Below are 23,400 nucleotides of genomic sequence, written 5' to 3'. Positions count from 1 at the left end.
ATGAGTGATCTAGGGGAAGGGAATGAGAGAGCAGCAAATCAAATATGATGGCGTTTGAACGAGGGGTTCAGGTAACCGCGACACAGGCAAAGCAAGACAAAATTGCCATCGTCTTTGGCGAGTGGATATTCGACACCTCCTTTACTGAGATTGAAGCGCTTGCAAGCTATTTGTCTCGCCGGACTTGGCATTCTATAAACGGTGAGCAGTATGAGTTCACCCCCTTGCGGGATCACCAAAGACGTACAAACCGGTGGAAGATACCCTTCCGTTCACACAAAAGGAACGGCGTGGTTCAAGAGGGTGCAGCGCTGATAGCGGGCGAAATCGTGATCCAGCAGACTGGCTTCAACAATTTCGGGCCATCGCGCTATTACTGCACCGCCGACGTAACAATCAACCCAACAAGGGCGTTGGCATATCAAAGCCCAGCCCCATCCATCGTCGGCGCATTCCGTTCCGGGGATCATTCTAACGCAAGTGTTCCGGTTCCTGACCTGGCCGCGACAACCCGTCCGCCTCTCGTTCGCAACGAGCGTCCGATCAACTCAACAGACGATAACGTATTGATTGACCGGCAATGGCTGATGATGGCCGAACCGACGTATTGGCCGGAGTTTATGCGACGATAGAGTCGCGCACCGGAAAGCTTGCACAGCGGATCGGGCTCGGCGGTGGGCCCGTGCGATGATGGGTGGGCCTGCGCGAAACGCGTGACCCCAGGGTGGCCCGCGGCCCGCGGCGCACCAAAAAGAGATGACGAAGGAAAGGTCAGACATGGCGAATGACGTGACACTCGCACGGTCAGGGGCAAGCAGCCCGGATACGCACCGTGCGAAAGCCGACCTTGCCGAGGCATCCCCGCGCCGGGTGCCGGATAATAGCCCGTCGGTCATCTTCGACGCTGTCACCGACGCGCGGGCTGGTCACGACATCCCCCCTGCCGGTATCACGGGGGGCCAGTACGACGCCGAGACAGCGCTCATTCTGGCGGTGCGGCACATCCTGTCGCTTTCCGGCATGGCCTTTTCGTCCGGCGCGGTGCGCGACCTGCCCGAACTGACAAGCGAAACCTTCGATCCAGGCTCTGCGGTCTCTGCGCTACGCCATGTGGGCCTCGAGGCCAGCCTTGGCGAGATGCGCCCCGGTGAGTTGAAGCAAAGTCATTGCCCGGCAACCGATTGCAGCACAGACTGTGGATAAAGTTTTTCAGGGCATCGGAGCAGCGTGCACCGGGGTTCATTGGTCGTCTATACCGACGAGTGCAGGGTTCTCAGCCAGCAGACGCGCAGCTGCGCGGTATGGCCCTGACAGGACGAGCGAAGATGCTCTAGGCCGAACACGCTGAAGGACACCCGAGGTTCGAAGCCTTAAAACCGCTGCACGCAGAGGGTCATTTGCAAGAACACGATAGCCGTTTTGGTGAACCAAGACGCTGAGCAAGTGTCTTGCATCTGCATCACTGTCACACGCGGCAATGACATGCCGAACGAACTCATAGGCGGTTTCAGGTTCCGGCGCAGGTGGCAATTCATCGGTCAAGACATCGAGCAACTGATTTGCATGCTCGGCTGCATCAACCGATAAGTTGTCAAGGGAGAGAACGAAGTCCTGTATGGACGGATATGTGCTCGCAAGACCCGGTACTTGAGGGTGTTTGTGCCTGATCTCCAAGCGCAACCTGTTTGTGGTCTTTGGATATACCACTCCTTTTATGCCGGTGAGAAGTTGGGCAGACAGTCGGGGTGCGTTGCCATCACGCCCAACTTCATGCGCGACCTCTCCATATTCGCGATAGTTGGAGGATGTGCCAAGGTTGCGGAAGACTGGTTCAAGACTGCGCACTGTGCCGATGGGATCATTGCACCGAAACTCCCAGTAGGTCTCGACCTCCTTAACTCGGTGCCCTTGTTGGTGCTGCATTTCCCCGGCCATACCTGATTGATGGGCAGAGCTTTGGATCAGCGTGTCGATAAGCGCATAGGCTGAGATCACATATCGTCAGCAAAAGAATCTGGCGTTCGGCCTGCATGGCGATATGACGATCCTGGGCGCGATAATTCTCTATTTCAGCCTCGATAAGCTGGCGCAGGTTCGTTTGTCCGGTTGCGATCTGCGACCGGGCCGTCTTTGCCTCGGAGGCGCTGAGCGTGATCTGTCGTGCCACCAGGGGCATCGATCGCTCTATTGCGTCCAATTGATCCAGGGAGGCGTCGATTTCCGCCTTGAGTGCGCGCTGGGCATCCGCAAGCTGCGCTTCGGCCGCAGCGTGGCGGGCCCGGGCAGAGTCAAGTTCGGACCTGCGGCGCCCGCCATCGCCGAAAGTGTATTCGAGGACCAGGCCCACAGAAAGATCGGTGCTTTCTTCTTGTTCCATCGGAGAGGTCACGCCAGCCTGAAACCGGGCGCGGGGGCGGAACGCGGCAGTGGCCCTTTCCACACCGGTCTGCGCGACAATAAGTTCGGCGGCGGCGCGGTGCAGTTGGGGGGATTGCTGCCAGGATTTCGCGGCCGTGCGGACCTCTGGCGAGGAGGCCAGGTCTGAGGGGCGGGCGGGTTGCCCGAGGGGGCGATTGAAGAAACGAGCATAGCGAACCCGCGCCTCGTTCAGATCCGCCTCTAGCCGCGTTTGTTCGAGTGCGATGTCGATGACCTGGTGGCGGGCACTTTCCAGCGCGCCGCGGTCGATCATGCCGTTAGAGGCCATCCGCTCTATCTGGGCGATCAAGCGGTTCATCTCGTCGGTGCGCGAACGCAGCAGGCGCAGGCGCGCATCGAATTGCCAAGTATCGATCCAGGCGCGCGCGGCCTCAAGCGCCAGCGCGTTGCCTTGCGCCACGCGCTCGGCCCGCGCGGCAAGCGCCTCGGCCGTGGCGCCATTCACCTCGGCCCGGCTTGCGCCGCCATCGTAGACAAGTTGTGAAATGGTCAGCCCGCCGGCAATCCCCGTTGTCGTCTCATCCGCGATGCCGCCCGTTTCGCGCAGCGTGCCGACATTGGCATTTGCCGTGATCTGCGGATGCGCTGGCCGAATTCAACGATGCCGTGGCCGCGTGGGAGGTCACCAATGGCCTGGTCGATGACCTTGCGGCGTTGAACGGCACGCTGACGGATCTAAAGGCCGACGTGACCGCCGCCGAGGATGCCATCGCCAACGGGGCCAACGCTGACCCCTCGGGCCTGGGCCTGAACCTGGTAGATTACGGTGAAACCGTGACGTTCACCAGCTATGACGACGTGACCGTCTTTGAATCCGAGACGGATACGACGATCAGCAACTTTGGCACCGCGGGCATCGACCGGCTGTTCTTTGGCGAGGGCTATACCTTTGTCGAGATGGGCGAGGATGAAACCACGGCCGATGCGTTGGGCGATGTGGCGATCCTGGAAATCTTTGCCGATCAAACGACAACCGGCGTGGATCTCTATGTCGAGAATTTCGCCTTTGCCGGCAATGGCTCGACCCCCAGCGACATGACCAAGGTCACGCTGACCGGTGTCGATCTGGACGCCCTGTCCTTCAATATCGAGGCGGGCATCCTGTCGGCGAGCGAGGACCTGATCGCCTGATGCGACCCCGGCACCAGCCCGGCCCAAGGGGCTGGTGCCACCTCGGCCGTTCGCGGCCGACCGAGGCCCCCGCGTCCCACGGGGGCCTCTTTTGCCGCACCGAAAAGGATGCCAGATGCCCCCCATACCCCCTGACATCGCCAAGCTATATGAAAACAGCCACGACATGACGGGCCTGGACGACACGGGCCGGTCACTGCTTGCCAATATCCGGTTTTGCGACATGCGGATTTGGCAACTCAACAACGAATGGGCGGTGGCCGACACCGCCCGCACCGCCTATATGGCCGCGTTGCGCCGCGAGATGGGGATGAGTGACGAATGACCCGCCCCCCGATCCTGCGGCTGGATGGCAAGGATTACGACCTCTCGACGCTGAGCGCGCAGGGGCGCGAGGCGCTGGCCGCCTATCAGCACGCCACCGCCCAGATGCAGCACGCGCAAAAGATGCAGGCGCTGCTGATTCGGGCGAAAAACGCCTATGTCGAAGATTTGAAAGCCGAGATCGTGCAGGGCAAGACCGGCCTCGACCTGGCCGCCCTGTTCGGCGACTGAAAGAAGGGTGCCCACATGCCGAAGATCACCGTCGACGGGATCGACTATAACACCGAGGACCTCAGCGAGAACGGCAAGGCGCAACTGGCCAGCCTTCAGTTTCTCGAAGTGCAGATGAAAAGGCTGAAGAACGAGATCGCGGTCTACCAGACGGCGCGCGCAACCTATGCGCAGGCGCTGAAGGCCGAGTTGGAAAAGTAGGGCCGATGAGCGCCGCATCGACAGGGGGGACCGCGTGAATGGCCCAGCGTTTCATTCTGTTCCTGGGGCTGGTGGTCTTGTGCTGTGGCATGCTGGCCATCGCCCGGCCCGATTTTCCGGTTGTGGCCGCCCCGCCGGTGTTGGACAGGTGGTAGGTCCGTGTGCCAAACCCGCCGGAATGGTCTCGGCGGGGCATATTGTCGCAGGGTAGGGGGATCGGCCAGTGCGCGGTGATGTGAAACGACGGCGGGCGCGGGTGTTGCGCTGGTTCGTGGTGCTGTGCGCGCTGGGGCTGGTGCTGTGGTCTGCGTATTGGGGGGCGATGGCCCTCGCCTGGCACGGCGGCGCCCGGATCGCCGCCCAACAGGCCCGCCTGTCGGGCATGGCGGCGCGATTCGAGGGGGGCGCGGTATCGGGCTATCCCGCACGGTTCGAATTGGGGCTGAACGACCTGTCGATCGCCCATGAGGCGGGCGGCTGGTCGACCGATGCGATCCGGGTCAGCGCGCAGAGCCATCGCCCCCATGACCTCCACCTCGACCTGTCGCGCGCGCACCGGATCGCGGGGCGCCATGGCGTACTGGATATCGATGCGCAACAGGCCGGGATCAAGGTTCTGTTCCGGCCCGAATGGACCCTGCCGGTCGGGAACATTAGCATGGTCGCGGATGCAGTCGAGATTCGCCATGCCCAGGTCGGGGTGGTGTCGATGGATCGGGTGCGGGCCAACCTGGCGCAAGGTGCGGCTGGGGGCGCGGCCTATGAGGCCGACATAACGATTCGCGGGCTGGCTGTCTCGTCCGCCTTTGCGGATCTGCCGCAGGCATATCGCGCGATTCCCGAAATGCAGGTGCGCGGGCAACTCTTGTTCGAGGCGCCCTGGGATCGCGGGCTGTTGGCGCGGGGTGCCCCGGATCTCGTGGCGCTGGTGGTGGACAGCGCCGCGTTCGATATCGGGCCATCGCGGGTCCAAGTGACAGGCCAGTTGGATCGTGGCGTGGACGGTGCGCTGTCGGGCCAGTTGGAGGTGGGCGTGCAAAACTGGCAAAGCCTGTTCGATCTTGCGCTCGATCAAGGATATGTCGACCCGGAGCTCAAGGATTTCTTTCTGGCCATGCTTGGCGGGCTGGCCGCGCGAAACGGGCCCGAGGATCGATTGATCCTGCCGCTGCGCGTGCGGAACGGGCGGGTTTTCTATGGCGCGCTTGTTCTTGGGGGCTTGCCTGCCCTGCGCTAGCCGCGGTCCTGTCCGTGATCGCGTGGGCCCTGGGGCCTATCCCGAGCGCCGGGGCGGCAAGGCGGCACCCCGTTCGATCCGGCCATCCCCGGCCTGCCCGTGGGGACCGGTTCGGGTGCTGGGTGCGACCGTGGCGCCGTTCGGCCGCGGCCCCTGCAATTTTCGGGTCGCATCGCGCAGCTCGATCTGTTGGTAGGAAATCACCGCGGCGCCAATTCGTAGGGCCAGGTACTTGTCCAGTTCAATCTGGACCTTGCGCGAGGGCACCAGTGTCTTGCGGCTTTTCTTCTTGGCCGGAACGATCTCAAGCGATCCATCGCGAATACGATCCCGGATGAAATTTGAAAGGGTAAGGCGGCTCGAAGAGGAACTCTTGAGCATGTCGATATAATCCCCGATCCCGTAATCAGGGTTGCCGTCCAGGGCGGAAATGAGAAACAACAACTCCTACGTGGCAAGAGTATTGGAGAAAAGGCGTAGTCAGCGGCTATTTCGAATGAACTCCACTACCTCTATTTCGTGAGCGACGTGCATTTTTAGGTTCCGATACAGACCTGTACGAAAATACATCTGTACAATTTCACAGACGATTTTTAACCACAGAATTAATAGCTAAAAAATATGCATAGGGCGACCGCATTGTGTTGTTGCAGGTCCCTGGTTGTCGTGCTAGCGCCAATCCACTTGCCGGGTTGGGCGATCCAATGATCCAAGTTTCGCTGGATTAAAACTTTCTCACGTTACAATTATCCCATTCCCGAATTACAGGTCAACGCCATGGTTTCGGGTACCAAAATCGCGTCGGGCAGCGTTGATTAGACTACATTCATCGCCGCGGGATCGATTTGCCCTGCAACAGGGCCGATGCGGTAATGCGCAGTTTCCCTGTCGCCGCGAACGTTGGCGCGATGGACGGTTTAGAGGTGCTGGGGATGACTGGCCTGGCTGAGTGGATGTCTAATTTGTTGCGTATGAATATGGTTGCAAAATAATCTATTTTGGTGGAGCATTGCGATGTTAACTGCGATCGTGTCAGGGTCGTCGGGCCGGACCATCCGCGGCGGCGTGCCGTGGCTGTCCGCCCCCCGCGAGCGCAAGACAGGAGCGGCGAGATGATCCCCTATATCGCGTGGTTCGATTACGCCGGCGTTGCGCTGTTCGCGGCGACGGGGGCCTTGACCGCATCTCGTAAACAGCTTGATATCATGGGGTTTTTCTTTCTCGCGATCCTGACGGGCGTGGGGGGCGGGACGGTGCGCGACCTGATCCTGGATGTGCCTGTCTTCTGGGTGCAGCAGCAGGCCTATCTCGTCGTCTGCATGGCCACGGCGGTTGGCGTCTATTTCACCGCCCATCTCGTCGAGTCGCGTTATCACGTCCTGTTGTGGCTGGATGCAGTGGCACTGTCGGTCTACGCGGTGGTCGGCGCGCACAAGGGCTTGCAACTTACCGGATCGCCTTTCGTGGCGATCATGACCGGCGCTATGACCGGGACGCTGGGCGGTATCCTGCGTGACGTTCTGGCAGGCGAGCCGAATGCCGTTACCCACAAGGAAATCTACATCACCGCGACGGTCCTGGGCGCCGCGAGCTACGTCGTCATGCGGATGGCCGGATTCCCGGTTTTTGCCGATGCGGCCATTGGCGGGTTGGTGGCATTCACCGCGCGGGCCGGTGCGATCCGTTTTGGCTGGGCGATGCCGCCCTACAGATCGCGGCCGGGCCGGCCGGCCGACATGCCATAGGGGACGTTCCGTCCGGGGTCTTGCGGGTAATGGCGCGATGAAAACGGGGGGCGCTCTTGCACCTCCAGTGAAAGGGAAAGACACCCATGGACGATCTTCGGTCCATCATGAATGACCCGGTCATCTGGGCGATCGCGGCGGCGCTCGTGGCGCTGGTGGTGATGCAGGCGTTCCTGTTCATCAGGCTCGCGCTCAGATTCTCGGGCAGGTTCTCGATCCTGTCGGACAAGGAAAAGAGCGTTGTCTACAAGACCGCGACGATCAACAGCATCGGGCCAGCGGTTGCAATCTTCATCATCGCGATCAGCCTGATCAGCATCGTCGGGGCGCCGATCACCCTGATGCGGATCGGGGTGATCGGGTCGGCGGTGTTCGAGCTTTACGCCGCGGGCAACGGTGCCAAGGCGGCGGGGGCGGATATCGCCGGGGACATGACGTTGCAGGCCTTCACGGCCGCCGTTTGGGCGATGTGCCTTGGCGGGGCGGGGTGGCTGGTCTCGACCATGTTCTTCACCTGGCAACTGGGCAAGGCGCAAGGCAAGCTCAGGAAATCGTCCCCGCAGGCGTTGCTGATCATGGGGGCGATCACGCCGACGGTGATCTTTTTCGTCCTGATGATGAACGAGATCCTCGACAAGAAACCGGCCACCCCGCTGATCGGGATCGACAAGCTGGCGGCGGCGGCGACCGCGGCGATCAGCATGGTGGTTTTCAGGCAACTCGGAAAAGTGGCCCCCTGGCTAAAGGAATGGGGGCTGGGGTTCAGCCTGCTGCTGGGGGTGATCGCGGGCTACCTGGTGTCCGTCTACATGATGCAGGGAATGCAGGAATGACCGATCGTATCGAAAGCTATTACAGCAGCACATACATCCCAGCGGCACATCGCATCGGGCAGGCATCGCTGGCGCTTGCCCTCGCGATGAGCCTGCTTGTGCCTCTTTACCTGTCCTTCGTGCTGGGCGGCTGGCCGGGCATCGCGGTGATCTGGACAGCCTTCCTGATCGTGGCGTCTTTCGTGGGCGTGATCTGGCTGGTCGAGCCGGTGGCCTATTTCCCGATGCTGGGCGTGGCCGGCAATTACATGAGCTTCCTTTCGGGCAATATCGGCAACATGCGCCTGCCCGTCACCATCGCCTGCCAGAGTGCCATAGGTGCAGAACCCGGCAGCTATCGCGCCGAGGTCGCGGCCATACTGGGGATTGGCGTTTCGGTCGTGGTCAACCTGGTCTTCGTGCTGGCGCTGGTGCTGGCGGGTCAGGCCATCATCGCGGCGATCCCCGCACCACTTGTCGGGGCGCTGAAGCTTTATACCTTCCCCGCACTTTACGCGGCGGTGTTCATGATGTTCTTCTTCAACGCCAAGCGTCCGGCCTGGGCCGTCATCGCCGTCGCCCTTGGGACGACAGTGCTGGTGCTACCCATCTCGGAGGTCTTCAACATCGTGGCCGCAGGTTTTGCAGGCATCATCGTCAGCTTGGTCGTGACCAGGTTCGCAAAAGACGACACAGCCTGAGGCACGAAAAAACCCGCCCCGGATATTCTCCGGGGCGGGTTTCGGCCCTGCGCGGGGAGTTAACGCAGATAGCCTTCGGTCAGGGCCACCCAATAGGCCGCCCCGATCGGCAGGATGTCCTTGTCAAAGACGAATTCCGGGTGGTGAACGAACCTGGTGTCGCCATTGCCGAGGAAGCAGTAGGTCCCCTTGCGCTTTTGCAGCATGAAAGCGAAGTCCTCGGAGCCCAGATAGGTGGGGCCGTCCTCGAATACCTCATCCTCGCCAAAGGCGTCACGGGCGATGCGGGCGGCCTTGCGGGTTTCCTCTGGGTCATTGGTCAGCACCGCGCCGGGCACGCCCTCGCGGATTTCCGCGGTGCAACCGAAGGACTCGCTTTGCTGCTGGACCAGCCGACGCACATTGCCCAGAACGGTCTTGCGATCCTCTGGCGTGGTGGTGCGGATCGACAGGCGCAGGATCGCGCTGTGGGCGATCACGTTGCCCGCCTGACCGGCCTGGAAGGCGCCAACCGTGACAACGGCACTATGCGAAGGGGCCACGTTACGGGCCACGATGGTCTGCAACGCCATCACCAGCGACGATCCGGCAACGACCGGGTCCACCGCCAGTTCGGGAAAGGCGCCATGCCCGCCCTTGCCGGTGATCTCGACTTCCCAGTTGTCCACCGCGGCCATGGTGTCGCCCTCGGTGAAGTAGAGCTTGCCCTTCTCCAACCCCGGCATGTTGTGCATGCCAAAAACCGCGTCGACCGGGAAACGCTCGAAAAGACCATCTTCGATCATTGCCGGGCTGCCCTGCATGGTTTCCTCGGCGGGCTGAAAGATCAGCCGCACGGTACCGTTGAAGTTCTTGGTCTCGGCCAGGTGCTTTGCCGCGGCCAGAAGCATGGTCGTATGGCCGTCATGGCCGCACAGATGCGCGACGCCGGGGGTTTCGGACTTGTAGGGCAGATTGTTGACTTCCTGGATCGGCAGCGCGTCGAAATCGGCCCGCAGCCCGATTGCCTTGTCGCTGTCGCCGACTTTCATCGAGGCGACGATGCCGAATTTCCCGACCCCGGTCTCGATCTCGTAGGCACCGAAGCTGCGCAGGGTCTCTTCAATGAATTTGGCGGTCTTTTCCTCTTTCATCGACAGTTCGGGGTGGCGGTGCATGTGCTCGAACCATTCGCCCATCAGGGCCTTGTCCTGTTCGAGTTCCTTGACGATGGCGTTCATTTCGTCCTCCAGCGGAGAAGTTTCGAGGGGTTCCCCCGCCAGCCTTGGCCGGCAGGGGACAGAGCGTTACGATTTGGCCTCTTTCTTGCCTGCCGGGATCGTCAGCAGGATGGTAAGGATCGCCCCAAAGACCAACATCAGGTTGAACCCGAGGGCGATCAGGGCCGCCTCGCGGATGGCCACGTTGTCCTGCCGGCCGACGAAGGTGATGACGCCTTGCAGCCACTGCACCGAGGCGTCGTTGGCGCTAAGGGCAGTGAAGATGGCCGCCGAGATCGCAACCCCGAAAGATCCACCGAGCGACGAGGCCATCTTGTAGATCCCCGCGCCCGCCGCCGCCTGGTCATCGGGCAGGTTCGACAGCGCCGCGTCGGTCGAGGGCGTGGCGTAGAAGGCAAGGCCCAGACCCAGCAGGATGTAGGAGATCACAGCCAGCACCCGGTAGGTGTCCAACATGAGGTTGGTCGGCATCAGCAGCGCGATGGACAGGCCCGATATCAGGCAGGCCCAGAGCATCGGCTTGCGCGACCCATACCGTTGAAGCAGCTTTTCCCCGACCCGGATGAAGGCCACGATGGTGATCGCGTAGCCCAGCGTCAGCATCCCCGCGGCCTGCGCCGACAGCCCGCCGCCCAGTTGCAGCAGCAGCATCGACACGATGATCATCCCGGCGATCCCGTTGAGCAGGAAGTTCGAGACGGTGGCGCCGGTATAGATGCGGTTCGAGAAGAGCTTGAAGTTCACGAAGGGGGCCTTGGTGCGGACCTCGACATTGTAGAAGATCACGCCAAAGACGACGGCCACGGCGGCAAGCCCAAGGGTGACCGGGCTGGTCCAGCCGATCTTGGCACCCTGGGTCGCGACCACCTGCAGGGCGACCATCGAGATCAGGAAGCTGGCAATGCCCTTGACGTCGAACTTGTAGTCGCCCTTGGTCTCGGCCTTGCTCTCGGGGGTGCCGCGCACCATCAACATGCCGATCAGCGAGACGACGGCCGAGATGATGAAGATCCAGCGCCAGCCGATGTTCGAGGCCATCAGCCCGCCGAACAGCGCGGCGAAACCGGACCCGCCCCAAGACCCCATCGACCAAAGGCTGATCGCCCGCTGGCGGCCTGCGCCTTCCCAATAGGTTTTTACCAGCGCAAGGCTGGCCGACATGATGAAGGCCGCCGACAGCCCCTGTGCGATCCGGCCCAGCATCAGGAAGGTGGTGCCGAAGGCGCCGGCCGGAGCCAGGCCGACGAGCAGCGAGCCGATGATCGACAGCACAAAGCCCCACATGACCACTTTCACGCGGCCAATGCGGTCGGCGATGCCACCGATCACGACGATGAAGATGCCCGAGAACAGGGCCGTGATCGACACGGCGATGTTCATCAGGCTTTGCTCGATCTGAAGATCGGCCGCCATCTGCGGCGCGATGTTCAGGGTTGTCTGGGCAAAGAGCCAAAAGGCCAGAACGCCCATGATGATACCAAAGAGGAGCCGGTCGGTCCCCTGGTAGGTTTGTGCGGATGTGTCAGACATCTCGACGATCCTTTGTTCAGCGCCTGCGCGCGATAGCGGAGTGAGGTCGTGGCGGAGGGACCGGGAATGAGACGAATCACCGGCCCCTCCTTGCCTCTGGTAGCATTATACAATAGTTGCATATCACAACAAGTTTGAATCGAGACTGCCGGCCGGTTTTATGCGCGCCCAGCAATGGTTGTAGTTCGCGAGTGGCAGGCTTAGTTAAACCGCCGATGTGCACCTCCCTCCTGGGCCATGAAAGGAGCTTTGGACGATGGAAAAACCATTCCAGAAAGAACGACTGACGTTCCGGCTCGACATCCTCGCCAAGGAGGCGATCGATGCCAATGACGGAATCTTCAAGACTCATCTCGGTCTCAGCATCCGCGAGGTTCGTGCCCTGCGCATCATCAACGACCGGCCCGGAATCACCTTCGTGGACCTTGTGCAACTCGCCGATATCGAGCGCAGCCGTACCTCGCGGATCATCCAGAGCCTGATCAAGCAAGGCCTGGTGCGCCGCGAGAACGACGACGAGGATGCGCGCAAGTTCCGATTGCACACCACCGATGCCGGTGCGCGCAAACGCGCCGAGGCAGGCACCTTGTCGGAAGAGTTGGAGGCTATTTTGCTTGGCCCTCTCGACCCGACGGATATCGGTGTTCTGGACGATCTGCTGGCCCGTCTTGCAACCTGGATACGGTCGGATGACTACCATGCCCGCCTTAAAGAATTCGGCGACGGTATCACGTCGGCAAAGTGAGTTCCCGAAGGTAAAGGTGACCTCGGCCTTTCACGTCTCGGAGCGGTGGTGGCGGGGCGATCCAGACGGGCGGGTCGCGACATGTGAAAATGAAAACCCGCGTCAGGCGCCGTTTCCGGGCCTGGATTTCGACCGGCCATCCTCGCGCAACGGGTCGGGGGGGCGGTGACGCATAATCCTCGCGGCCTTGCCACACGATGGCCATTTTCAGGGGCTATTCCTGCCCCGACAAGAATCTGACAAGGCCAGCGAAAGGAGCCCGGCGTGAAGCTGCAATCCCGGCAGAAACGGCTGCTTGCGATCGGCATCAGCATGGCGATCGTCATCGGTTCGCACCACGCCATCAACCTGTTCGAGCCCGCGCCGCGCATCGCGCGGATGAGCGTGGCACCCGAACACCCCGCGTCCTTGCCTGCAACGGTGGCACAACCCGCGTCGGCTGAAGGGGTTTCCGCCGCGCCGCACCCGGTGCGCCCCGTCGCAACCCTTTCCGACGATCGGTCCTCGGTCCTGCCGGAACCGCCGCCAGAGGCGCGCGACCCCGCCGATTTCACGCAACGCTCGGTGGGCGGCATGGCAAGGTGGCGCCCCGAACCCGGGCTGGATCTACCCGTTCTGCACGTGGCGGGCGATCACTATGGCCCCTTCGGCCTGCCTTGCGGGCCGCACCTGAGTGCGGTCACCATTGCCAATGGCGACCTGAACCTGTCTGTTGCGGCGCCCTGCCGGTTGCACAGTCGCCTGAACGTTAAGTTTGGCCCTGTCGAATTCACCGCGATGACCGACCATGTCGGCGCCTGGTCCGCGACTTTGCCGCCGCTGTCCGAGGGCGGCCTGACGATCGCTTTCGAGGACGGCGCGGTGCTGACCCATCATGTCGTCGCCCGCGCGGACGATATGCAGAGCGTCGCGGCGCTGGTGTCACCGGCCGATGCCGGGATGCGCCTGGTCCTTCATGATCCCGGTACGGACGAGGGCGGTGCGAGTCATCTTGAGGCAGGGACGCCCCCCGTCGGGCTTGGGCGGTTCTACTTGCTGGGCGCGCCGGAACTGGCCGGTGGCCGGGTCACCCAGGTCTATGCCGCGCCCGTGGGCGCGCCGCCCGCCCGCCTGTCGGTCGAGGTCGAGGTAACGCCGGCCAATTGCGGGCGCGACGTGGCCGGGTTTGCCGCGCTGGCAGCGCCCGATGGGACGCTCAGGCCGCACCCGATCAGTTTCGCGGTGCCTGGTTGCGATGCGCTGGGCGAATATCTGGTGTTGAAAAACCTCGCGCCAAGCCGGACACTCGCCTTACGCTAATCTGGTTCGGACGCGTGCATGACAGGATTGTGCTGCCGCGCGGCGGTTCTCGCCGCGCTTTTTCATGTCTTTGGCTGGCCTGCCCTGGCGCAGGATGTCACGCTGACGTCGCGCGATGGCGCGGTCGCGGTCAGTGGGATGCTTCTTGGCTTTGACGGGGAATTCTACCGCGTCGATACGATCTATGGTCCGCTTATGCTGGACGGGCAGGGGGTGATCTGTACCGGTCCCGGCTGTCCCGACATGGAGGCCTACGTCGCCCGCTTTACCCTGTCGGGCAGCCCCGCGCTGGGCGCGGTGCTGATGCCCGCTTTGATCGAGGCTTTTGCCGCCCGCCGTGGGCTTCGCGTGGTGCGGGTCGAGACGGGCGAGGGCGGGATCGCCATGCGCCTGGCCGACCCGGAGGACGGGCGCATCGTGGCCGAAATCGGGCTGAGAACCGGCAGCACCGACGAGGGGTTCGCCGATCTGGTCGCTAGAGAGGCCGATATCGTGATGGCCGCGCGCGAACCTCGCCCCGAAGAGTTGCGCCGCGCCCAAGAGGCTGGCCTGGGCGATCTTTCCGACCCGGCGCGGCGGCATGTGGTGGGGCTGGACGCGATCGTTCCGGTTGTCGCCCCCGGACTGCCGGTGCAGGCGTTGGAGATTGCCGACATGATGGCGATATTGACCGGTTCCATCGCGGATTGGTCGGCTCTGGACGGGCCCGATGCCGCGGTTTCCGTGCATCTGCTGGATCGGCGCGACGGGTTACAGCAAGCGGCGGTCGCGCGCCTGTTGAATGGTAAGGCGCCGGTGGCGAGCGCGCGTCGGTATCCGGATGCGCACAGCCTGGATGTTGCTGTTGCGCGCGATCCGCTCGGCCTGGGCCTGACCCGCTATTCTGCCCGCGATGCCGCGCGGCAGTTGCCATTGGTCGGCGGGTGCGGAACCCGGCTGATGGCCACGCATGAATCGATAAAGACCGAGGATTACCCATTTGTCGCGCCGCTGTTCCTGTATACCCCGGCCTGGCGCCTGCCGCTCTTTGCGCGTGAATTCCTTGACTACCTGCAAAGCCCCGGCGCCCAGCTCGTGGTGCGCCGCGCCGGGTTCGTCGATCAGTTGCAAGAGCGTATCCCGTTGTATCGACAGGGCGATCGTCTGGCGCAGGCGATTGTGAATGCGGGAACAGAGGTATCGCTGGCCGAATTGCAACGGTTGGTGCGGGTGCTGGGCGGGGCCGAGCGGTTGACCACCACCATCCGCTTTCGCAACGGCGCCACCGAGATGGATGCGCAATCCTATGCCAATGTCGCGGCCTTGGCCCGCGCGCTTGAGGCGGGTACTTATAGCGGCCGCAGCTTGCTGTTTGTGGGGTTCACCGACGGGGCAGGCTCTGCCGCCGCGAATCGCCGGATCGCGCGAGACCGGGCCAGGGCGGTGCGCGACGCGGTGCTTGCCATGGCGACCGCCGCCGACGTCGCGGCAACGCAGTTGCGGATCGAATCTTTCGGCGAAGCACTGCCAGTGGCCTGTGATCAGAGCGATTGGGGCGGACTGATCAATCGCCGGGTCGAGATCTGGCTGCGTTGACGCGGGTTACAGGTGGCCCTCTGCCCGAAAGCTGAGCACATCTGACCTCCCGACGATGATATGGTCGTGCAGCACGAGAGACAGCGCGCCGCAGGCGGCTTCGACCTGGCGGGTCACCACGATATCGGCCTCTGACGGGGTCGGGTCGCCCGAAGGATGATTATGCACCAGGATCAGGGCCGAGGCGTTCAGTTCCAGCGCGCGCTTGACCACCTCGCGGGGATAGACCGGGACGTGATCGACCGTGCCATGCGCCTGTTCCTCGTCGGCGATCAGCACGTTTTTGCGGTCGAGAAACAGGATGCGGAACTGTTCGGTTTCGCGATGTGCCATCGCCGTGCGGCAATAGGCAATCAGCGCCTCCCAACCCGAGATTGCATGGCGTTGCATCACGCGGGACCGTGCCAGCCGGTGCGCGGCGGCTTCGACCAGTTTCAACTCGACGAGGACAGCGGGGCCGACGCCGGTCACCTCTTCCAATCGGGGGGCGGGGGCAGAGAGCACCCCGTTGAAATCATTGAACCGGTCCAACAGGGCGCGGGCGAGCGGTTTGACGTCCTGCCGGGGCAGGGCGCGGAACAGGACAAGTTCCAGCAATTCGTAATCGGGCAGGGCCGCGGCCCCGCCTTGCATGAAGCGGTCGCGCAGGCGTTTGCGATGATCGCGGAGGTAGGAGGGGAGCCGATGACCTGCGCGGCCCGCCGCCACAGGAGGTGACGCCCCCGCCGCGAAAAGCGGCAGGGGCGGTTCTTGCAGATCGGGATCAGAGGCCGTGCGCATGTCCCGGAGGCTGGGCGATTCAGGTGAACAGCAGGTTAACGCGGATGCGTCAGCTCTTCATGCCGTCCCAAAAACTCTTGACCTTGCGGAAAAAGGACGACCCCTCGGGGTTGTTGTCCTCGCTGAGTTCCTCGAACTCGCGCAGCAATTCCTTTTGCCGCGTGGTCAGTTTCACGGGGGTTTCCACCGCCAGTTCGATGAACATGTCACCCTGGCCGGTACCACGCAGCGCCGGCATTCCCTTACTGCGCAGGCGCATCTGGCGACCAGACTGGCTACCCTCGGGAACCTTTACCCGCGAGCGGCCGCCATCTATGGTCGGCACCTCGATCTCGCCACCCAGGGCGGCCGTGGTCATTGGCACCGGCACGCGGCAGAACAGGTTCATGCCGTCGCGTTCGAACAGTGGATGCGCCGTCACCTCGATAAAGATGTACAGATCGCCCGGTGGCCCGCCACGCAGCCCGGCCTCGCCCTCGCCAGCCAGCCGAATACGGGTGCCGGTCTCTACCCCGGCGGGGATGTTCACGCTGAGCGCGCGATCCTTTTCCACCCGGCCTGCGCCGCCGCAGGCCTTGCACGGGTTCTTGATGATCTGGCCCATGCCCCCGCAGGTCGGGCAGGTCCGTTCCACGGTGAAAAAGCCCTGCTGCGCACGTACCTTGCCCATGCCCGAACAGGTTGGGCAGGTGGCCGGTTCCGCGCCACCCTCGGCCCCGGTGCCATTGCAGACATCGCAGGCGATCGAGCCGGGAACGTGGATCGTCTTGTGCAGGCCGGCATAAGCCTCTTCAAGCGTGATCCGCAGATTGTAGCGCAGGTCGGAACCACGGGCGGCGCGCTGGCGCCCGCCGGGGGCGCCGCCCATGAAATCGCCGAAAAGATCGTCGAACACGTTTGAAAACGCCGAAGCGAAATCGCCCTGGCCCATGCCGCCTGGGCCGCGTGGCCCACCACCCATGCCCCCATCGAATGCCGCATGGCCGAAACGGTCATAGGCGGCCTTCTTGTCGGGGTCTTTCAGGATGTCATAGGCCTCGTTCACTTCCTTGAACTGGGCCTCGGCATCGGGGTTGCTGGCATTGGTGTCGGGGTGCAGCTCCTTGGCCTTGCGGCGGTAGGCCTTCTTGATCTCGTCGGCCGAAGCGCCGCGGGAGATGCCCAGAAGCTCGTAATAGTCGCGCTTTGCCATCAGCTGTCCTTATTGTCGGAAACACGCGGACCGACCCGGGCGTCTGCCCCGGGCCGGCCTGATCGGCGTGGCGCGCCCTTACGAGCGCTTCTTGTCGTCGTCGAGATCCTCGAACTCGGCATCGACGATGTCATCGTCCACGCTGCTGGGTTCATCGGCACTGTCAGGGTCGACCTCGCCCGACTGTTCCTGCTGGGCCTTGTAGATCGCCTCGCCCAGCCGCATCGAGGCCTCGGTGACGTTCTGGATGCCGCCCTTGATCTTGCCGGCATCTTCGGTTTCCAGCACGTCCTTGAGCGCGGCAATGGCCAGTTCGATCGCCTCGACCGTGGACGGGTCGACCTTGTCGCCATGTTCCTCGATCGACTTCTCGGTCGAGTGGATGAGGCTTTCGGCCTGGTTCTTGGTTTCGACCAGTTCCTTGCGGGTCTTGTCGGCCTCGGCATTGGCCTCGGCATCCTTGACCATCTGGTCGATCTCGTCATCCGACAGACCGCCCGAGGCCTGGATCGTGATCTTTTGTTCCTTGCCGGTGCCCTTGTCCTTGGCCGACACGTTCACGATGCCGTTGGCGTCGATGTCGAAGGTGACCTCGATCTGGGGCATGCCGCGCGGGGCGGGCGGGATGTTTTCGAGGTTGAACTGGCCCAGCATCTTGTTGTCTGCGGCCATTTCGCGTTCGCCCTGGAACACCCGGATCGTCACGGCGTTCTGGTTATCCTCGGCGGTCGAGAAAATTTGCGATTTCTTCGTCGGGATCGTGGTGTTGCGGTCGATCAGCCGGGTGAACACGCCGCCCAGCGTTTCGATGCCGAGGCTCAGCGGCGTAACGTCCAGTAGAACGACATCCTTGACGTCACCCTGCAGCACGCCGGCCTGGATCGCCGCGCCCATGGCCACCACCTCGTCGGGGTTCACGCCCTTGTGCGGCTCCTTGCCAAAGAACTTGGTCACCTCTTCGATCACGCGGGGCATGCGGGTCATGCCGCCGACCAGCACCACCTCGTCGATATCCGAGGTCGACAGGCCCGCATCCTTCAGCGCGGCCTGGCACGGCTTGATCGAGTTCTTGATCAGGTCGCCGACCAGGCTTTCCAGCTTGGCGCGGGTCAGTTTCATGACCATGTGCAGCGGCGTGCCGGTCGTGGCGTCCATCGAGATGAAGGGCTGGTTGATCTCGGTCTGGCTGGACGAGGACAGCTCGATCTTGGCCTTTTCGGCGGCCTCTTTCAGGCGCTGCAGCGCCATCTTGTCCTTGGACAGGTCGACGCCGTGTTCCTTTTTGAACTCGTCGGCCAGGTAGGCGACGATGCGCATGTCGAAATCTTCGCCGCCCAGGAACGTGTCGCCGTTGGTCGATTTGACCTCGAACAGGCCGTCGTCGATTTCCAGGATGGTGATGTCGAAGGTGCCGCCGCCCAGGTCATAGACCGCGATCGTGCGGGTTTCCTTCTTGTCGAGGCCATAGGCCAGCGCGGCCGCGGTCGGTTCGTTGATGATGCGCAGCACTTCCAGACCGGCGATCTTGCCGGCGTCCTTGGTGGCCTGGCGCTGGGCGTCGTTGAAATAGGCAGGCACGGTGATGACGGCCTGCGTCACCTCTTCGCCAAGATAGCTTTCGGCGGTTTCCTTCATCTTTTGCAGGATGAAGGCGGAGATCTGGCTGGGGCTGTACTTGTCGCCCTTGACCTCGACCCAGGCATCGCCGTTGCCGCCATCCACGATGGAATAGGGGACGTGTTTCTTGTCCTTTTCCACCTCGGCATCGTCGGCGCGGCGGCCGATCAGGCGCTTGACGGCGAAAACGGTGTTTTCGGGGTTGGTGACGGCCTGCCGCTTGGCCGGCTGGCCGACAAGGCGCTCGTTGTCGGTAAAGGCAACGATCGAGGGCGTGGTGCGCGCGCCTTCCGCATTCTCGATCACGCGGGGCTGCGAGCCGTCCATGATGGCGACGCAGGAATTGGTTGTCCCAAGGTCGATCCCGATGACTTTGGCCATGTGTAATACCTCTTCTTCGGCGATGTTGTGGGGTGCAGGCCCTGAAAAGGCCCCTGCCCCCCGATCCCTAAAAGGCCCGGCCGATCACCGGACCCCTTGTCTCGGCGGTATATAAGGAGGGGTGTTTGACCCTGCAAGCCGCGCTTATGACAGAAATGTGAGCAGGCTCGCCAATCTCTTTTGCTCGGTCCGTGCCCAGCCCGACAACACGGGGGGCAAGCGCATCGGGGCGGGTCAGCGCGCGGCGAACCAGCTTTTCGAGGCGAACTTGCGCGTGTAGAACTCGCCCAGCAGGCCGATCATGATCAACGCGATACTGAGGTAAAGCGGGTAGCTGATCGAACTGAAATGCGGATTGTAATTGATGAAGGCAAATCCGCGGGCCTGGTCGATCGTGTGGAAAAGCGGGTTCCAGTCGAAAAACGTCAACAGGTAGCCCGGCATGGCATTGGCAACGAACATCTTTCCCGACGCGATCATGTTGACTCGCTGATAAAGCATCGAGGCCAGCGCGACAAAGCCCGGAAACCACGGTTTCAGCGCCAGAAAGACCATGCCCACCGATACCCCGGAAAACCACGACAACAGGAACATGCCAAAGGCGCCGGCCGGGTTGTGGATCGTGATCGGTTCAAAGGCGACGTGATAGACGAACAGGATCGTGAACACCGACAGCGTTTGCAGGTAAAGCGCGCCAAGCGCCGAGGCGCTGATCGCGATCATCGTGTTCATCGGCGCATGCTGCATCATCGCCGATGTCGGACCCTCCGATCCGACGACGGCGCCCACGCTTTTGACATGGGTCATGAACAGAAAGATGCCCGATAACAGGAACACGACGAAATCGCCCCGGATCGCCGCGCCGCGCATCCCCAGGATGGCGAACATCACGTAAAAGACCGCGACCAGGATCAGGCTCTGGAGCATGCTCATCAACAGGCCGACGATGGCGTTTCCGTGACCCTTGCGGATTTCGCGCACGGTGGCGTGAAAGATCAGCTCCAGGATCTGGGCGCCGCCGCCGATCGCGGTGGTGGGTCTGGTTCGCTGAAACATGTTCGACGCCTCGTCCGGGGTCTTGCCCGCCTGTTCTTGCCGTTCGGCCCCATGGCGATCATAAGGGATTTGCACGACCCTTACAACGCGCGCCCCCAAGGAGAGCAGGTTTGGATTATCAAAAGCTTGAGACGGTCATGCGCCGCGCCGCCCTGATGGCCGGGGCAAGGATCATGGAAATCTACGCGGAGGATGAATTCGAGATCCGCGCCAAGTCCGACGAAAGCCCTGTGACCGCTGCCGACGAGGCCGCCGATACCCTGATCTCGGCGGAACTGGCGGCTGCCTTTCCCGGCGAACTGATCGTGACCGAGGAACAGGCCGACAGCCATGGCGCGCATGCGACGAGTTTCCTGATCGTCGACCCGCTGGACGGCACCAAGGAATTCATCAAGCGCCGCGGTGAATTCACCGTCAACATCGCCTGGGTCGAGAACGGTCAGCCGGTGCGTGGCGTGGTTTACGCGCCCGCCAAGGGGCGCCTGTTCTATACCCGCGCCGATGGCACCTCGGTCGAGGAAACCGGCGAGTTGGCCTTGGGCCGGGCGGGCGAGGTGGCGCCGATTCGCGTTTCCGATCCCGATAACGGCGCGTTGATCGTGGTGGCCTCCAAATCTCACCGCGACCAGGCGACGGACGACTACATCGCCAAGTATAACGTCAAGGACATGACCAGCGCCGGGTCTTCGCTGAAATTCTGCCTTGTCGCCACTGGCGAGGCCGATCTTTACCCCCGGCTGGGACGAACCATGGAGTGGGACACCGCCGCGGGCCACGCGGTGTTGATCGGTGCGGGCGGGCATGTGGTACGCTTCGACACGATGGCGCCGTTGGGTTACGGCAAGCCGGGCTATGACAACCCCTTTTTCATCGCCTACGCCCCCGGCGTGGAATTGATGGAGGGCTGATGTCCGTTCTTGTCGTCATTCCGGCGCGTTATGCCTCGACGCGCTATCCGGGCAAACCGCTGGTGGCGCTGAAAGGCGCCACCGGGCAGACGCGGACGCTGATCCAGCGCTCGTGGGAGGCCGCGCAGGCCGTCGCGGGCGTGGATCGCGTGGTCGTGGCGACCGATGACGACCGGATCCGGGTGACGGCCGAGTCCTTCGGCGCCGAGGTTGTGATGACCTCCGAGTCCTGCGCCAACGGGACCGAGCGGGTGGCCGAGGCGTTCGACCGGCTGGGCGGCGGCCATGACATCGTGGTGAACCTGCAAGGCGATGCGCCGCTGACCCCGGCCTGGTTCGTCGAGGACCTGATCGTGGGGCTGCGCGCCGATCCGGTGGCCGAGGTCGCCACGCCGGTGCTGCGCTGCGACGGCCGCGCCCTGACCGCGCTGCTGGAGGATCGTCGCGCGGGCCGGGTGGGCGGCACGACCGCCGTGTTCGGCTGGGACCGCCGCGCGCTCTATTTCTCCAAGGAAGTGATCCCCTATACCGGGCAGGACTATGCCCCCGATGCCGAGACGCCGGTGTTTCACCATGTGGGCGTCTATGCCTACCGTCCCTCGGCGCTGGCCGCCTATCCCCGCTGGGAGGCCGGTCCGCTGGAGGGGCTTGAGGGGCTGGAGCAGTTGCGTTTCCTCGAACGCGAACGCCCGGTCCTGTGCGTCGAGGTCGCGGCGCGCGGCCGGCAGTTCTGGGAGTTGAACAACCCTTCCGATGTGCATCGCATCGAGGCCATGATGGTGGAGATGGGGCTCGAATGACCGCGGTGCCGGTCTCGGTGGTGATCGCCAGCCATCGACGGCCCGCCGCGCTGCGCCTCTGCCTCACCGCGTTGCGGTTCCAGGACTACCGCCCGTTCGAGGTGATCGTCGTGGCCGACCTTGCCGGTCTGGACATGGTCGGTGCCATGGCCGTTGCCGATCGGGTCAAGACCGCCCATGTCGAGGCGCCCGGCATCGCCGCGGCCCGCAATGCCGGACTGGCACTGGCGGCGGGCGATATCGTTGCATTTATAGACGATGATGCCGTGGCCGAGCCGACCTGGCTGACCCAGCTTGCCGCGGGGTTAGAGGGAGAAGGCGTGACCGCAGCGGGCGGTTTCGTGCGGGGGCGCAACGGGATTTCCTTTCAGTGGCGCGCGCGCTGGGCCGATGCCTGCGCCCGGCATTTCCCCCTTGAGGTTCCCGAGGATCGTGTAAGCTTGCACCGGGGCAGCCCGGATCGGGCAATCCGCACCGAGGGCACAAACATGGCCTTTCGCCGCGATCTCCTGGTGCGGATCGGCGGATTCGACGAGGGCTATGGGTTCTTCCTGGATGAAACCGATGTGAACATGCGCCTGGCGCGGATCGGTGCGATCACCGCGATCGTGCCCCGTGCGCAGGTACATCACGGATTCGCGCCGGGTCCGTTCCGCCATGCTTGCCGCACACCACGCTCGCTCTACGAAATCGGTAGATCCTCGGCGCGATTCCTGCGCAAGTTCGCCCCCAGCTCCGCGCATGAACGCGCGTTGGAAGAGCTGCGCAAGGGTCAGCACGCAGCGTTGATCGCGCGCATGATCGGTGGCCAGGTAGAGCCGCGCGATGTCGCGCGACTGATGCGCACGCTGGACGAGGGAATTGCCCGCGGCACGGCGGACGCGATCGGGCCATTGGCGCCGCTGACCTGTGATCCGCCGGCCTTTCGTCCCTTTGTTTCGACTGATCCGCGCCCGCCTGTCTGGCTGGCCGGGCGGGGCTGGTGGCGGGCGCGGTTGCGCCGCCGCGCGCGCAGGCTGGCGGCAGGGGGTTATCCGGTGACGCTGTTCCTGTTCACCCATACCGCGCGTTATCACCGCATGCGCTTTGTGCCCGATGGCTATTGGGTGCAATCGGGCGGCATGTTCGGCCGTTCGGTGCGTGGCGGGCCGCTGGTGCGGTTCACCCGCTTTGGCGCACGGGTTCGTGCCGAATGCGCCCGGCTGCGCGCCGTGCGGCCGCTTTCGCCCCCTGACCGCTAGGCTGGCCTTTATGCGCTGTCTTTGCCTTCCTGTTAGGGATCTTTTGCATTAGTGTCGCTGCGCGAACGGGGCGGTTGGACCGGGCATTGCCCGGCTACGGTTTTTTGAGAACGAGGCAGGGCAGGATATGAAACGCAAGGTCACCAAGGCAATTTTTCCGGTCGCGGGTCTGGGGACGCGCTTTCTTCCGGCGACGAAATCGATCCCGAAAGAGATCATGACGCTGGTCGACCGG

At 63.1% G+C, this 23,400-nt stretch carries 24 protein-coding genes and 1 pseudogene; 17 read left to right on the top strand and 8 right to left on the bottom strand.

Features of this window, described 5'->3' with window-relative positions:
* Positions 1–44 precede the first annotated feature (44 nt).
* Positions 45–632 carry a hypothetical protein gene (locus EV663_RS07965; RefSeq protein WP_132951265.1) on the top strand — a complete coding sequence of 196 codons (588 nt, stop codon included), beginning with the start codon at positions 45–47 and terminating at the stop codon, positions 630–632.
* Between the two features lie 145 nt (positions 633–777).
* On the top strand, positions 778–1,203 hold the full coding sequence (locus EV663_RS07960; RefSeq protein WP_132951264.1) for a hypothetical protein: 426 nt from the start codon (positions 778–780) through the stop codon (positions 1,201–1,203).
* A 691-nt stretch (positions 1,204–1,894) separates the two neighbouring features.
* Here EV663_RS07960 and EV663_RS07955 read toward each other — a convergent pair.
* The gene (locus tag EV663_RS07955; RefSeq protein ID WP_279432540.1) at positions 1,895–3,013 is read right to left on the bottom strand and encodes a TolC family protein; all 1,119 of its coding nucleotides are present in this window, start codon (positions 3,011–3,013) and stop codon (positions 1,895–1,897) included.
* A gap of 32 nt (positions 3,014–3,045) precedes the next feature.
* Here EV663_RS07955 and EV663_RS07950 point away from each other — a divergent pair, with 32 nt between their 5' ends.
* From EV663_RS07950 to EV663_RS07930, 5 genes are all read left to right on the top strand, one after another.
* On the top strand, positions 3,046–3,570 hold the full coding sequence (locus EV663_RS07950; RefSeq protein WP_132951262.1) for a hypothetical protein: 525 nt from the start codon (positions 3,046–3,048) through the stop codon (positions 3,568–3,570).
* A gap of 115 nt (positions 3,571–3,685) precedes the next feature.
* Positions 3,686–3,895, top strand: a complete 210-nt coding sequence (locus tag EV663_RS07945) for a hypothetical protein (protein WP_132951261.1) — start codon at positions 3,686–3,688, stop codon at positions 3,893–3,895.
* Complete coding sequence (locus tag EV663_RS07940; protein WP_132951260.1) at positions 3,892–4,125, top strand: DUF6447 family protein; 234 nt, start codon at positions 3,892–3,894, stop codon at positions 4,123–4,125. The genes EV663_RS07945 and EV663_RS07940 overlap by 4 nt, the downstream gene beginning before the upstream one ends.
* Before the next feature lie 15 nt (positions 4,126–4,140).
* Positions 4,141–4,326 (top strand): DUF6447 family protein, encoded by a 186-nt coding sequence (locus EV663_RS07935; RefSeq protein WP_132951259.1) that lies wholly within the window; start codon positions 4,141–4,143, stop codon positions 4,324–4,326.
* A gap of 223 nt (positions 4,327–4,549) precedes the next feature.
* On the top strand, positions 4,550–5,563 hold the full coding sequence (locus EV663_RS07930) for a DUF2125 domain-containing protein (protein WP_132951258.1): 1,014 nt from the start codon (positions 4,550–4,552) through the stop codon (positions 5,561–5,563).
* A gap of 36 nt (positions 5,564–5,599) precedes the next feature.
* Here the strand turns inward: EV663_RS07930 and EV663_RS07925 are convergent, their stop codons facing one another.
* On the bottom strand, positions 5,600–6,004 hold the full coding sequence (locus tag EV663_RS07925; RefSeq protein WP_132951257.1) for a hypothetical protein: 405 nt from the start codon (positions 6,002–6,004) through the stop codon (positions 5,600–5,602).
* A 671-nt stretch (positions 6,005–6,675) separates the two neighbouring features.
* On the opposite strand from EV663_RS07925, the gene EV663_RS07920 reads away from it, so the two are divergent.
* The 3 genes from EV663_RS07920 to EV663_RS07910 all read left to right on the top strand — a co-directional run bounded on the left by EV663_RS07920 (position 6,676) and on the right by EV663_RS07910 (position 8,821).
* Positions 6,676–7,308, top strand: coding sequence for a trimeric intracellular cation channel family protein (locus EV663_RS07920; protein WP_132951256.1), 633 nt, complete (start codon positions 6,676–6,678; stop codon positions 7,306–7,308).
* Positions 7,309–7,394: 86 nt separating this feature from the next.
* Complete coding sequence (locus EV663_RS07915) at positions 7,395–8,141, top strand: DUF5058 family protein (protein WP_132951255.1); 747 nt, start codon at positions 7,395–7,397, stop codon at positions 8,139–8,141.
* Positions 8,138–8,821 (top strand): hypothetical protein, encoded by a 684-nt coding sequence (locus EV663_RS07910; RefSeq protein ID WP_132951254.1) that lies wholly within the window; start codon positions 8,138–8,140, stop codon positions 8,819–8,821. The genes EV663_RS07915 and EV663_RS07910 overlap by 4 nt, the downstream gene beginning before the upstream one ends.
* A 59-nt stretch (positions 8,822–8,880) precedes the next feature.
* On the opposite strand, the gene EV663_RS07905 is transcribed toward EV663_RS07910, so the two are convergent.
* Both EV663_RS07905 and EV663_RS07900 read right to left on the bottom strand, forming a co-directional pair.
* Positions 8,881–10,041, bottom strand: a complete 1,161-nt coding sequence (locus tag EV663_RS07905; RefSeq protein ID WP_132951253.1) for a M20 aminoacylase family protein — start codon at positions 10,039–10,041, stop codon at positions 8,881–8,883.
* A gap of 66 nt (positions 10,042–10,107) precedes the next feature.
* The gene (locus EV663_RS07900; RefSeq protein ID WP_132951252.1) at positions 10,108–11,571 is read right to left on the bottom strand and encodes an MFS transporter; all 1,464 of its coding nucleotides are present in this window, start codon (positions 11,569–11,571) and stop codon (positions 10,108–10,110) included.
* A gap of 256 nt (positions 11,572–11,827) precedes the next feature.
* Between EV663_RS07900 and EV663_RS07895 the strand changes: the two genes are divergently transcribed.
* The 3 genes from EV663_RS07895 (at position 11,828) to EV663_RS07885 (ending at position 15,190) form a co-directional block, all read left to right on the top strand.
* Positions 11,828–12,316 (top strand): MarR family winged helix-turn-helix transcriptional regulator, encoded by a 489-nt coding sequence (locus EV663_RS07895; protein WP_132951251.1) that lies wholly within the window; start codon positions 11,828–11,830, stop codon positions 12,314–12,316.
* Between the two features lie 264 nt (positions 12,317–12,580).
* Entirely contained in the window at positions 12,581–13,615 is a 1,035-nt protein-coding gene (locus tag EV663_RS07890) for a hypothetical protein (RefSeq protein WP_132951250.1), read from the top strand.
* A gap of 18 nt (positions 13,616–13,633) precedes the next feature.
* Positions 13,634–15,190 (top strand): substrate-binding domain-containing protein, encoded by a 1,557-nt coding sequence (locus EV663_RS07885; protein WP_132951249.1) that lies wholly within the window; start codon positions 13,634–13,636, stop codon positions 15,188–15,190.
* 6 nt (positions 15,191–15,196) lie between these two features.
* On the opposite strand, the gene radC is transcribed toward EV663_RS07885, so the two are convergent.
* The 4 genes from radC to EV663_RS07865 form a co-directional block, all read right to left on the bottom strand.
* Complete coding sequence (gene radC, locus EV663_RS07880) at positions 15,197–15,970, bottom strand: RadC family protein (RefSeq protein ID WP_132951248.1); 774 nt, start codon at positions 15,968–15,970, stop codon at positions 15,197–15,199.
* A 49-nt stretch (positions 15,971–16,019) separates the two neighbouring features.
* Complete coding sequence (dnaJ, locus tag EV663_RS07875) at positions 16,020–17,162, bottom strand: molecular chaperone DnaJ (protein ID WP_132951247.1); 1,143 nt, start codon at positions 17,160–17,162, stop codon at positions 16,020–16,022.
* A gap of 78 nt (positions 17,163–17,240) precedes the next feature.
* The gene (gene dnaK, locus EV663_RS07870) at positions 17,241–19,160 is read right to left on the bottom strand and encodes a molecular chaperone DnaK (protein WP_132951246.1); all 1,920 of its coding nucleotides are present in this window, start codon (positions 19,158–19,160) and stop codon (positions 17,241–17,243) included.
* Positions 19,161–19,394: 234 nt separating this feature from the next.
* On the bottom strand, positions 19,395–20,216 hold the full coding sequence (locus EV663_RS07865; protein ID WP_132951245.1) for an ABC transporter permease: 822 nt from the start codon (positions 20,214–20,216) through the stop codon (positions 19,395–19,397).
* A gap of 110 nt (positions 20,217–20,326) precedes the next feature.
* Between EV663_RS07865 and cysQ the strand changes: the two genes are divergently transcribed.
* From cysQ to EV663_RS15830, 4 genes and pseudogenes are all read left to right on the top strand, one after another.
* The gene (gene cysQ / locus EV663_RS07860; protein WP_132951244.1) at positions 20,327–21,124 is read left to right on the top strand and encodes a 3'(2'),5'-bisphosphate nucleotidase CysQ; all 798 of its coding nucleotides are present in this window, start codon (positions 20,327–20,329) and stop codon (positions 21,122–21,124) included.
* Positions 21,124–21,924 carry a 3-deoxy-manno-octulosonate cytidylyltransferase gene (locus EV663_RS07855; RefSeq protein ID WP_132951243.1) on the top strand — a complete coding sequence of 267 codons (801 nt, stop codon included), beginning with the start codon at positions 21,124–21,126 and terminating at the stop codon, positions 21,922–21,924. The genes cysQ and EV663_RS07855 overlap by 1 nt, the downstream gene beginning before the upstream one ends.
* Positions 21,921–23,165, top strand: a complete 1,245-nt coding sequence (locus tag EV663_RS07850) for a glycosyltransferase family 2 protein (RefSeq protein WP_132951242.1) — start codon at positions 21,921–21,923, stop codon at positions 23,163–23,165. Before EV663_RS07855 ends, EV663_RS07850 begins: the two co-directional genes overlap by 4 nt.
* Before the next feature lie 127 nt (positions 23,166–23,292).
* Positions 23,293–23,400: pseudogene (locus EV663_RS15830) on the top strand (UTP--glucose-1-phosphate uridylyltransferase); the annotation flags it as partial.

It is taken from the genome of Rhodovulum bhavnagarense (genome assembly GCF_004343505.1).
Lineage (GTDB): Bacteria > Pseudomonadota > Alphaproteobacteria > Rhodobacterales > Rhodobacteraceae > Rhodovulum > Rhodovulum bhavnagarense.
Note: the sequence above shows the minus strand (reverse complement) of the source record. Positions and strands in the feature narration are given on the sequence as shown.

Coding starts and splice junctions, on each gene's coding strand:
- EV663_RS07885 (WP_132951249.1), top strand. CDS start 13,634: ATGACAGGATTGTGCTGCCGCGCGGCGGTTCTCGCCGCGCTTTTTCAT.
- radC (WP_132951248.1), bottom strand. CDS start 15,970: ATGCGCACGGCCTCTGATCCCGATCTGCAAGAACCGCCCCTGCCGCTT.
- EV663_RS07915 (WP_132951255.1), top strand. CDS start 7,395: ATGGACGATCTTCGGTCCATCATGAATGACCCGGTCATCTGGGCGATC.
- EV663_RS07960 (WP_132951264.1), top strand. CDS start 778: ATGGCGAATGACGTGACACTCGCACGGTCAGGGGCAAGCAGCCCGGAT.
- EV663_RS07895 (WP_132951251.1), top strand. CDS start 11,828: ATGGAAAAACCATTCCAGAAAGAACGACTGACGTTCCGGCTCGACATC.
- EV663_RS07850 (WP_132951242.1), top strand. CDS start 21,921: ATGACCGCGGTGCCGGTCTCGGTGGTGATCGCCAGCCATCGACGGCCC.
- dnaJ (WP_132951247.1), bottom strand. CDS start 17,162: ATGGCAAAGCGCGACTATTACGAGCTTCTGGGCATCTCCCGCGGCGCT.
- EV663_RS07940 (WP_132951260.1), top strand. CDS start 3,892: ATGACCCGCCCCCCGATCCTGCGGCTGGATGGCAAGGATTACGACCTC.
- EV663_RS07935 (WP_132951259.1), top strand. CDS start 4,141: ATGCCGAAGATCACCGTCGACGGGATCGACTATAACACCGAGGACCTC.
- EV663_RS07855 (WP_132951243.1), top strand. CDS start 21,124: ATGTCCGTTCTTGTCGTCATTCCGGCGCGTTATGCCTCGACGCGCTAT.
- EV663_RS07945 (WP_132951261.1), top strand. CDS start 3,686: ATGCCCCCCATACCCCCTGACATCGCCAAGCTATATGAAAACAGCCAC.
- EV663_RS07900 (WP_132951252.1), bottom strand. CDS start 11,571: ATGTCTGACACATCCGCACAAACCTACCAGGGGACCGACCGGCTCCTC.
- dnaK (WP_132951246.1), bottom strand. CDS start 19,160: ATGGCCAAAGTCATCGGGATCGACCTTGGGACAACCAATTCCTGCGTC.
- EV663_RS07910 (WP_132951254.1), top strand. CDS start 8,138: ATGACCGATCGTATCGAAAGCTATTACAGCAGCACATACATCCCAGCG.
- EV663_RS07865 (WP_132951245.1), bottom strand. CDS start 20,216: ATGTTTCAGCGAACCAGACCCACCACCGCGATCGGCGGCGGCGCCCAG.
- EV663_RS07905 (WP_132951253.1), bottom strand. CDS start 10,041: ATGAACGCCATCGTCAAGGAACTCGAACAGGACAAGGCCCTGATGGGC.
- EV663_RS07920 (WP_132951256.1), top strand. CDS start 6,676: ATGATCCCCTATATCGCGTGGTTCGATTACGCCGGCGTTGCGCTGTTC.
- EV663_RS07965 (WP_132951265.1), top strand. CDS start 45: ATGATGGCGTTTGAACGAGGGGTTCAGGTAACCGCGACACAGGCAAAG.